At 73.0% G+C, this 10,110-nt stretch carries 7 protein-coding genes; 6 read left to right on the top strand and 1 reads right to left on the bottom strand.

Translation table 11 applies throughout. The annotated features are described in order from the left end of the window. Window positions 1-159: 159 nt before the first annotated feature. The gene (locus J5Y04_RS05335) at window positions 160-1,248 is read right to left on the bottom strand and encodes a LacI family DNA-binding transcriptional regulator (RefSeq protein ID WP_307852938.1); all 1,089 of its coding nucleotides are present in this window, start codon (window positions 1,246-1,248) and stop codon (window positions 160-162) included. 151 nt (window positions 1,249-1,399) lie between these two features. Between J5Y04_RS05335 and J5Y04_RS05330 the strand changes: the two genes are divergently transcribed. From J5Y04_RS05330 to J5Y04_RS05305, 6 genes are all read left to right on the top strand, one after another. Next, complete coding sequence (locus tag J5Y04_RS05330) at window positions 1,400-2,686, top strand: ABC transporter substrate-binding protein (RefSeq protein WP_209410591.1); 1,287 nt, start codon at window positions 1,400-1,402, stop codon at window positions 2,684-2,686. Between the two features lie 103 nt (window positions 2,687-2,789). Further along, window positions 2,790-3,662, top strand: coding sequence for a carbohydrate ABC transporter permease (locus tag J5Y04_RS05325; protein WP_209410590.1), 873 nt, complete (start codon window positions 2,790-2,792; stop codon window positions 3,660-3,662). A gap of 3 nt (window positions 3,663-3,665) precedes the next feature. Beyond that, window positions 3,666-4,589 carry a carbohydrate ABC transporter permease gene (locus tag J5Y04_RS43445; RefSeq protein ID WP_209410589.1) on the top strand — a complete coding sequence of 308 codons (924 nt, stop codon included), beginning with the start codon at window positions 3,666-3,668 and terminating at the stop codon, window positions 4,587-4,589. A 49-nt stretch (window positions 4,590-4,638) separates the two neighbouring features. Further along, window positions 4,639-5,910 carry a glycosyl hydrolase gene (locus tag J5Y04_RS05315; RefSeq protein WP_209410588.1) on the top strand — a complete coding sequence of 424 codons (1,272 nt, stop codon included), beginning with the start codon at window positions 4,639-4,641 and terminating at the stop codon, window positions 5,908-5,910. A gap of 47 nt (window positions 5,911-5,957) precedes the next feature. After that, window positions 5,958-9,050 (top strand): glycoside hydrolase family 38 C-terminal domain-containing protein, encoded by a 3,093-nt coding sequence (locus tag J5Y04_RS05310; RefSeq protein ID WP_209410587.1) that lies wholly within the window; start codon window positions 5,958-5,960, stop codon window positions 9,048-9,050. A gap of 79 nt (window positions 9,051-9,129) precedes the next feature. Beyond that, on the top strand, window positions 9,130-10,074 hold the full coding sequence (locus J5Y04_RS05305; protein WP_209410586.1) for an ROK family protein: 945 nt from the start codon (window positions 9,130-9,132) through the stop codon (window positions 10,072-10,074). Window positions 10,075-10,110: the final 36 nt, after the last annotated feature.

Below are 10,110 nucleotides of genomic sequence, written 5' to 3'. Positions count from 1 at the left end.
CTCGGCGTCCCCGAACACGTGCGGGTGGCGGTACGTGCCGGCCGGCGGCGCGGGCGCGCCGGGCGCCAGGTGGCACCAGGGCGTCGGGTGGCCGTGGGCGGCTCGTCGGGCGTCCGCCCGCGGTGGCGCGCCGAGCGGGGCCCGCTCGGCGCTGCGAGGCTAAACCGGTTCAGATCCCGTGTCAACGGTCCGCGCAACGGCCACTCCGGCGGGTGAGTCGGCGGGCCGGCCGGGGCCCGGTGGCGAGGTCGACTCCCGGACGGTCAGCCGTGGGGTGGGCATCTGCAGGTCACGTCCGGGGCCGGTCTCGTCGACCACCGCGAGCAGGCTCCGGGCGACCTGCTCGCCGAGTGCGAAGGTGTCCCGGCTGAGCGCCGTCAGCGGCGGGTGCACGATCCGGGCGAGCACCGAGTCGTCGAAGGAGACGATCGACAGCTCGCCGGGCACCGGGACCCCCATCTCGCCGGCCACCCCGAGCCCGGCCACCGCCATCACGTCGCTGTCGTAGACGATCGCGGTGGGCCGCCGGGGGCGGGAGAGCAGGGTGCGGGTGGCGGCGGCGCCCTCGGCGTCGCTGAAGTCGGTCGGCACCGAGACCGCCTCCTCCAGGCCGAGCCGCCGGGAGGCGTCGCGCAGCGCCCTGATCCGGCGCTGGGTGTGCTGGAAGTGCGGCAGCCCGGCCAGGTGCGCGATCCGGCGGTGGCCGATGGCGGCCAGGTAGTCGACGATCGAGAGCATCGCCTCCCGGTCGTCGGCCCAGATCCGCACCGGACCGCCGCCCTTGCCGGGGCCGCCCAGCACGACGGCGGGTAGCGCCAGTTCCTCCAGCACCTCCAGCCGCGGGTCGCGGACCTGGAGGTCGACCACGATGAAGCCGTCGACCCGGTGCTCGGAGGCCCAGCGCCGGTAGACCTCGATCTCGGCGGCGGTGTCCTCGACGACCATCAGGTGCAGTGCGACCGAGTGGGCGGAGAGGACGGCCTGGAGGCCGGAGAGCAGTTGGCTGAAGAACGGCTCGACACCGATGGTGCGGGCCGGGCGCGCGATCACCAGGCCGACCGCGTCGGCCCGGGCCCCGCCCAGGGCGCGGGCGGCGCTGTGCGGCCGCCAGTTCATCTCCTCGGCGACCCGGAGGATCCGGGCCCTCGTCGCCTCGCTCACCCCGGGGCGCCCGTTGAGCGCGAAGGACACCGCGCCCTTGGAGACGCCGGCCTGGCGGGCGATGTCGGCGATGGTCGGTCTGCCCACAGGGATCCGACTCCTCTCTTGACATCCAAGTTTAGGCGGGAGCATAGTCCCTGCAACAGCTAGACCGGTTTAGTACATCAGGTTGCGCAAACCCAGCAGGTTCGAGAACTCGGCACGATCCCCCACCCACCCCCTGGACCGGGAGACCCTCATGCGAAGAATCTGGGCGGCACTGACGACGGCGGCGGTCACCGCCACCCTGCTCACCGGCTGCGGACTCGGCTCCGACACCAAGAGCGACGACACCGTGGCGAGTGCGGCCGCCACCGGCGAGGTCAAGGGCAAGGTCTCCCTCCAGACCTGGGCGCTCAAGCCGAAGTTCACCGACTACGTCCAGGGCGTGATCGACGGCTTCAAGAAGAAGTACCCCGGCGTCGAGGTCGAGTGGCTCGACCAGCCCGGCGAGGGCTACTCGGACAAGGTGCTCAGCCAGGCCGCGGCCGGCACCCTCCCCGACGTGGTCAACCTCCCGCCGGACTTCGCCCTCCCGCTGGCCTCGAAGAGCCTGCTGCTCGACGTCGCCAAGGCCGACCCGAAGCTCTCGGACGAGTACGTCGCCGGCGGCGTCGACGCCTACCGCTTCACCGGCCAGGACGGCACCTTCGGCTACCCGTGGTACCTCAACACCGATGTGAACTACTGGAATTCGGAGCTGATGGCCAAGTACGGCCTGGACCCGAAGAACCTTCCCACCAGCCTGGACGAACTGATCGCCCAGGCCCGGGTGATGAAGGAGAAGTCCGGCGGCTCGACCTACCTGATGAGCCGCAAGCCCGGTCTCGGCGACCTGGTCAACGCCGGCGTCAAGGTGATGGCCGACGACGGCAGGTCCTTCACCTTCAACACCCCCGAGGCGGCCGCGCTGCTCGACAAGTACCGCGCCGCGTTCAAGGAGGGACTGCTGCCGAAGGACGTCCTGACCGACACCTACGCCGGCAACTCCAAGCTGTTCACTGCCGGTTCGGCGGCCTGGACCACCGGCGGCGCCAACCTCATCGCCAGTGTCGCCACCGACAACCCCACCCTCGCCCCCAAGATGGTCTCCTCCCCCGCGATGGGCACCCCGCCGCTGTACGTGCAGGGCCTTTCCATCCCGAAGAGCACCAAGAACCCGGCCGCCGCGGTGGCCCTGGCCCGCTGGGTCACCAGCCCGGAGAACCAGGCCGGGTTCGCCCACCTGACCAGCATCTTCCCCTCCACCAAGGCGTCCGCCGGCGACGCCTTCTTCAGCAAGGGCGACGGCACCAACGGCGGTGACGCCAAGGTCGTCGCGTTCAACTCGCTGGCCAAGGCGAAGATCCTCCAGCCCGTCCAGGTCGACGACGCGATGGGCACCGTCATCAAGCAGCAGATCGCCCTGGCGATCAGCGGCGACGCCACCTCCAAGCAGGCACTGGACACCGCCGTCGAGCGCTGCAACCAGTTGCTCAAGGGCTGACGCCACCCCGCTCCGCCGGACCGGCACCGGCGGCGCGGCGGCCCTCCCCGGCCGCCGCCCGCCGGGCCCGACCCGCACCGCCCCCAGGAAGGCAAGGCACCCGATGACCCACCGGCGTTGGTTCACCCCCTGGCTGCTCGCCGGGCCAGCGATCGTCTGGCTGGCCGTCTTCAACCTCTGGCCGACGCTCAACACGGTGATCCTGTCGTTCACCGACGCCAAGCCCCTGGGCGGCGGCCGGTTCACCGGCCTGGCCAACTACGAACGCATCCTCGACGACGACCAGCTGGCCGACGCCCTGCTCAACAGCATCGTCTACCTGCTGGTCTGCCTTCCGGTCCTGACCGTCCTGCCGCTGCTGCTCGCCCTGCTGGTCCAGCGCAAGATCCCCGGCATCACCTTCTTCCGCACCGCCTTCTACACCCCGGTGATCGCCTCGGCCGTCGTGGTGGCCCTGATCTGGGGCTGGGTGCTCGACGACCGCGGGCTGGTCAACGGCGTGCTCCAGCAGACCGGGCTCGCCGACTCCCCGGTCGCCTTCCTCACCGACCGCTGGCTGCTGCTGTTCAGCTCGATCGCCCTGACCGCTTGGAAGGGGCTCGGCTACTACATGGTGATCTACCTCTCGGCCCTCGCCAACGTCGGCCGGGAGCTGCACGAGGCCGCCGCCGTCGACGGTGCGAGCGCCGTCCGCCGGTTCTGGCACGTCACCCTGCCCGGGGTGCGGCCCACCATGATGCTGGTCTCGGTGCTGATCTCGGTCTCCGCACTGCGCGTCTTCTCCGAGCTGTACGTGCTCTCCCACGGCACCGGCGGGCCCGGCGGCCGGGACATGTCGGTGGTGATGCTGATCCAGATGTACAGCCGCGGCTTCACCGGGCACCTGGGCTACGCCTCCGCGCTCAGCCTGCTGCTGTTCCTCATCACCCTCGGCCCGATGCTGCTCCTGACGCGCCTGAACCGGAAGGCGGACTGACCCGTGACCCGACCCGCCGCCCCGGCCCGGCCCGCCGTACCGGCCCAGCCCGGTCCCCCGGCCCGCCGCACCGCACCCGCCCGGCGCCCCCGGAGCTTCAACACCCCGTCGACCGGCCGGACCGCGCTGCACTACCTGCTCCTGGCCGTCGTGCTGCTGCTGGTGATCGGCCCCTTCCTCTGGCAGCTCTCCACCTCGCTCAAGGGCCCCGACGAGGACGTCTACACCCGGAGCCCGTCCTTCATCCCCGAGCACCCCACCTTCGCCAACTACGCCAAGGTCGCCGACACCATCCCGGTCTGGACCTACGCCGCCAACTCGCTGGTCGTCGCCGCCATCGCGATCTTCGGCAACGTGGTCGGCTGCACCCTGGCCGGCTACGCCCTGGCCAAACTGCGCTTCCGCGGCTCCCGGCTGGTCCTCGGGCTCTTCCTGGCCACCCTCGTCCTGCCCGGCGAGGTCACCATCGTCTCCCAGTACGTGACGGTGCGCAGCCTCGGCCTGGCCGACTCCCTGGTCGGGGTCGCCCTGCCCGGCGCGCTCGCGATGCTGAACGTGCTGCTGATGCGCACCGCGTTCGCGGCGGTGCCGCCGGAGCTGGACCAGGCCGCGCTGGTCGACGGCGCCACCGTCTGGCAGCGCCTGTGGCACGTCGGCCTGCCGAACGTGCGGGGCATGCTCAGCGTGATCGTCATCTTCACCTTCATCGGCGCCTGGGACGACTTCCTCTGGCCGCTGATCGTCCTCACCGATCCGCAGAAGTACACCCTCACCGTCGGACTCCAGTACCTCAACGGCACGTTCAGCTCCAACCCGCGGCTGATCGCGGCCGGCACCATGATCGCCTTCCTGCCGATCGTCGTGGTGTTCGGCGTCTGCCAGCGCTTCTTCTTCAAGGGCGTCGAGGAGGGAGCCGTCAAGGGCTGAGCTCCGACCCCACCCGTCCCGCCGAACCCACCGAGGAAGCCGACCGAGGATGACCGCCGCCCAGCACCCCGCTCCCCGACCGCCGCGCTTCGGCGTCAACTACACGCCGACCGCGGGCTGGTTCCACCACTGGCTCGACTTCGACCTCGACGCCGTCCGCGCCGACCTCGACTCGGTCGCCGCGCTCGGCCTGGACCACGTCCGGGTCTTCCCGCTCTGGCCCGTCTTCCAGCCGAACCGCACCCTGATCCGCCCGCGCGCCGTCGAGCAGCTCGCCGCACTGGTGGACGCCGCCGGCGAGCGCGGGCTGGACGTCGCCGTCGACGGGCTCCAGGGCCACCTGTCGAGCTTCGACTTCCAGCCGTCATGGATCCAGAGCTGGCACCGCCGCAACATGTTCACCGACCCGGACGTGGTGGACGGCCAGGCCGCCTACCTGCGCACCCTGGCCGGGGCACTGCACGGCCGGGCCAACTTCCTGGGCATGACGGTCGGCAACGAGGTCAACCAGTTCTCCGGTGAGCCGCACCCCGACCCCGACCGGGCCACCCCCGAGCAGGTCGACGCCTGGCTGCGCCGGATGCTCGACGCCTGCGAGCAGGGCGCGCCCGGCCGCCTCAACCTGCACGCCTCCTACGACGCCGCCTGGTACCTGGACGAGCACCCGTTCACGCCCTGGCACTCGGCCCGGATCGGCGCGGCCACCGCCGTCCACTCCTGGGTGTTCAACGGCACCGCGCAGCGCTATGGCGCGCACTCCACCGCCACCGCGCAGCACGCCGCGTACCTGGTCGAGCTGGCCAAGGCCTGGGCACAGGACCCGCACCGCCCGGTCTGGCTCCAGGAGGTCGGTGCGCCGGCCCCGCACATCACCGCCGGGGACGCCGCGCGCTTCACCGGAGACACCGTCGCGGCCGTGCTGGACTGCCCGGACGTCTGGGGCGTCACGTGGTGGTGCTCGCACGACGTGGACCGCTCGCTGGCCGACTTCCCCGAGCTGGAGTACGGCCTCGGCCTGCTGACCACCGACCGGCGGGTCAAGCCGGCCGGTGCCCGGATCGCCGAGGTCGTCGCGCGGGTGCGGGCCGGCTGGCGGCCGCCCCTGCCGCGCACCACCGCGGTGGTGGTCGCGACCGGCGACGAGGTCACCTCGCCCAAGCGCTCGGTCTGCGCCCCCGGCGGCCCCGTCTTCGAGGCCTTCATGCGCCTCACCGAGGACGGCGCCCGGCCGACCACGGTGCTCGCCGAGCGCGCCGGGGACACCGCCCACCTGGCCGCCCGCGGGATCACCGAGGTGCTCCACCCCGACGACGTACGCTGACGATCACCGCCCACCCGACCCCCAGTCACGCAACGGAGCCTGCCGCCATGCACGATGACCGCACCCTGGTCGAGTCCCGCCTCAAGCGCGTCCTGGACGAGCGCATCCGCCCCGCGGTCCACCCGGAGTCCGTCCCGCTGACCGTCTCGGTCTGGACGGCGCCCGGCGAGCCCGTGCCGGTCGCCGAGGGCCTGGCCGCGCCGCGCACCCCGATCGCCGTCGGCGACGCGTGGGGCGCGCCGTGGGGCACCAGTTGGATCACCGTCACCGGCACGGTGCCCGAGGCGTGGGCCGGGCGGACGGTGGAGGCGCTGATCGACCTCGGCTTCGACGCCAACATGCCGGGCTTCCAGTGCGAGGGCCTGGTCTACCGCCCGGACGGCTCCCCGGTGAAGGGCCTCAACCCGCAGAACCAGTGGGTGCGGATCGCCGCCCCGGCGGCCGGCGGCGAGCAGGTCGAGCTGCACGTCGAGGCCGCGTCCAACCCGGTCATCCTCGATTACCACCCCTTCCTGCCCACCGAGTTGGGCGACCGTGAGACCGCCGGGGAGCAGCCGCAGTACCGGCTGGCCCGGATGGACCTCGCGGTCTTCGACGAGACGGTGTGGCAGCTCGTCATCGACCTCGAAGTGCTCGGCGAGCTGATGGAGGAGCTGCCGGTCGAGGGCGCCCGCCGGTGGGACGTGCTGCGCGCCGTCGAGCGGGCACTCGACGCGATCGACCTCCAGGACGTCAACGGCACCGCCGCGGCGGCCCGTTCGCAGCTCGCCGAGGTGCTCGCCGCGCCCGCCGCGCCGTCCGCGCACCGGATCAGCGCGGTCGGCCACGCGCACATCGACTCGGCGTGGCTCTGGCCGCTGCGCGAGACCGTCCGCAAGGTCGCCCGGACCACCGCCAACATGACGGCGCTGCTGGAGGACGAGCCGGACTTCGTCTACACCATGTCCCAGGCGCAGCAGTACGCCTGGATCAAGGAGCACCGGCCCGAGGTGTACGCACGCGTCAAGAAGGCGGTGGCCGAGGGCCGGTTCGTGCCGGCCGGCGGCATGTGGGTGGAGTCCGACACCAACATGCCCTCCTCTGAGGCGATGGCCCGTCAGTTCGTCCACGGGAAGCGGTTCTTCCTGGAAGAGTTCGGGGTCGAGAACCAGGAGGCGTGGCTGCCGGACACCTTCGGCTTCACCGGCGGCCTGCCGCAGATCATCCGCAACGCGGGCTCCAAGTGGCTGCTGACGCAGAAGATCTCGTGGAGCCAGGTCAACAAGTTCCCGCACCACACCTTCCTCTGGGAGGGCATCGACGGGACGCGGATCTTCACGCACTTCCCGCCCGTGGACACCTACAACTGCTCCATGAAGGGCAAGGAGATCGCGCACGCCGCGCGGAACTTCAAGGACAAGGGCGTCGCCCGGCACTCGATCGCCCCGACCGGCTGGGGCGACGGCGGCGGCGGCACGACCCGCGAGATGGTCGCCAAGGCGGCCCGCCTGCGGGACTTGGAGGGCTCGGCGACGGTGCGCTGGGAGCGGCCCGCCGAGTTCTTCGAGAAGGCGCAGGCCGAGTACCCGAAGCCGCCGGTCTGGGTGGGCGAGCTCTACCTGGAGCTGCACCGCGCCACGCTGACCAGCCAGGCGAAGACCAAGCAGGGCAACCGGCGCAGCGAGAACCTGCTGCGCGAGGCCGAACTCTGGTGCGCCACCGCGGCGTCGCGCACCGGCCTGCCCTACCCGTACGAGGAGCTGGACCGGATCTGGAAGACGGTGCTGCTGCACCAGTTCCACGACATCCTGCCCGGCTCGTCGATCGCCTGGGTGCACCGCGAGGCCGAGGCCACCTACGCGGGGCTGGCCGCGGAGCTGGAGGCGCTGATCGGCCGGGCGCAGCAGGCGCTGGCCGGTGACGCCGCGGGCGGGCGCGAGCTGGTCTTCAACGCGGCCCCGCACCGCCGCTCGGCGGTGCCCGCGGGCGGCGCCGCGGTGCCGGACGCGCCGGCCGGCTGCTCGGTGGCCGCACGTGACGGGGGCGGGTTCGTGCTGGCCAACGGGCTGCTCTCGGTGGCCGTGGACGGTGACGGCCTGGTCGTCTCGGCGGTCGACCTCGCCACCGGCCGGGAGACCGTGGCCCCCGGTGCCCGTGCCAACCTGCTCCAGCTGCACCCGGACTTCCCGAACATGTGGGACGCCTGGGACGTGGACCAGTTCTACCGCAACACCGTCACCGACCTGACGGCGGCGGACTCGCTGACGGTGGTCACGGACGCCCCGGACGCCGTCGCCGTCCGGGTGGCCCGCTCCTTCGGCTCGTCCACGGTCGTCCAGACGCTGACCCTGCTCGCCGGTGTCGGGCGCCTGGACATCGACACCGAGGTGGACTGGCACGAGACCGAGAAGTTCCTCAAGGCGGCCTTCCCGCTGGACGTGCACACCGAGCGGTACGCCGCCGAGACCCAGTTCGGCCACCTGTACCGGCCCACCCACACCAACACCAGTTGGGAGGCGGCCAAGTTCGAGGCCTGCAACCACCGCTTCGTCCACCTGGAGGAGCCCGGCTGGGGCGTCGCGCTGGTCACCGCCTCCACCTACGGCCACGACGTCACCCGCACGGTGCGCGACGCCGACGGCGGCACCACCACGACGGTCCGGTTCTCGCTGCTGCGCGCGCCGCGCTTCCCCGACCCGCGCACCGACCAGGGCCTGCACAGGTTCCGGCACGCGCTGGTGCCGGGCGCCGGGATCTCCGACGCCGTCCGCGAGGGCTACCTGATCAGCCTGCCCGAGCGGCGGGTGACCGGCTCCGTGGACGCCGTCCGGCCGCTGGTGGAGCTGGACGAGGACGCGCTCGTGGTGAGCGCGGTGAAGCTGGCCGACGACGGCAGCGGCGACGTGGTCGTCCGTGTCTACGAGGCCGGCGGCGGCCGCGCGCGGGGCCGGCTCACCACCTCGTTCCCGCTGGCCGGGGCGGTGCCCTGCGACCTGCTGGAGCGGCCGTGGGACGGCACCCGCGGCGAGGTCACGGTGGACGGCGGCGGTGTCAGCCTTTCGTTGCGGCCGTTCGAGCTGGTCACGCTCCGGCTGACGCCCGCCTCCGCGTCCGCCCCCGTTTCCACCTCCGCCTCCGCGTCCGCTTCCGCTTCCGCCTAGCCTCCTACGCTGTCCGTTGCCCAGCCCGACGCCCCCGCCCGCCCAGGGCGGGGGCCCTGCCGCCCCGGAGCCACCCGCGATGACCGTCCCGCCGTCCGCTCCCCCGCTGTTCGCCGCCGTCGACATCGGCGGGACGAAGATCGCCGGGGCACTCGTCGACCAGCGCGGGGGGCTCTCCCACCGGGTCCAACTCCCCACTCCGGCCGGGGAGTCCGGTGCGGCCGTGCTGGCCGTCGTGCACCGGGTGCTGGACCACCTCGCCGCGGCCCCGCAGTGGGCCGCCGTGACCGCCGTCGGCATCGGCAGCGCCGGACCGGTGGACCTCGGACACGGCACGGTCAGCCCGGTCAACATCCCCGGCTGGCGGGAGTTCCCGCTGGTCGCCGAGGCCGCCGCCCACCCCGCCGTGGCCGGGGCGGGGCTGCCCGTGGCACTGGCCGGCGACGGCGTCGCCATGGCCGCCGCCGAGCACTGGCGCGGCGCGGCCCGCGACGCCGACAACGCACTCTGCCTGGTCGTCTCCACCGGCGTCGGCGCCGGGCTGATCCTCGACGGCGCCGTCCGCCCCGGCCCCAGCGGCAACGCCGGGCACCTCGGCCACATCACCGTCGACCTCGACGGCGACCCCTGCCCGTGCGGCTCCCGTGGCTGCCTGGAGGGCCTGGCCAGCGGCACGGCGATCGCCCGGCGCGCCCTCGCCCACGGCTGGCGGCCGTCCGGTGGGGACCGCTCGGCCCGCGCCGTCGCCGCCGACGCGCTGGCCGGCGACCCGGTCGCCCTGGCCTCCTTCGACCGGGCCGCCCAGGCGCTGGCCGCCGGGATCGCCGCCACCGCCGCCCTGGTCGACCTCGACCGGGTGGTGATCGGCGGCGGGGTCGCCGAGTCCGGCGCCGTCCTGTTCGACCCGCTCGCCCGCCACCTCGACCGGTACGCCGCACTGCCCTACGTCCGCGGGCTGGACGTCCGCCCGGCCGAACTCGGCACCGACGCGGGCCTGATCGGCGCGGCGGCCCTCTGCCGTTGACAGCCGTCGGCCGCCGCCGGCCGCCGACCGTCGGCC

Origin of the sequence: Kitasatospora sp. RG8, from assembly GCF_017813315.1 — a bacterium.
Classification (GTDB): Bacteria; Actinomycetota; Actinomycetes; order Streptomycetales; family Streptomycetaceae; genus Kitasatospora.
Note: the sequence above shows the minus strand (reverse complement) of the source record. Positions and strands in the feature narration are given on the sequence as shown.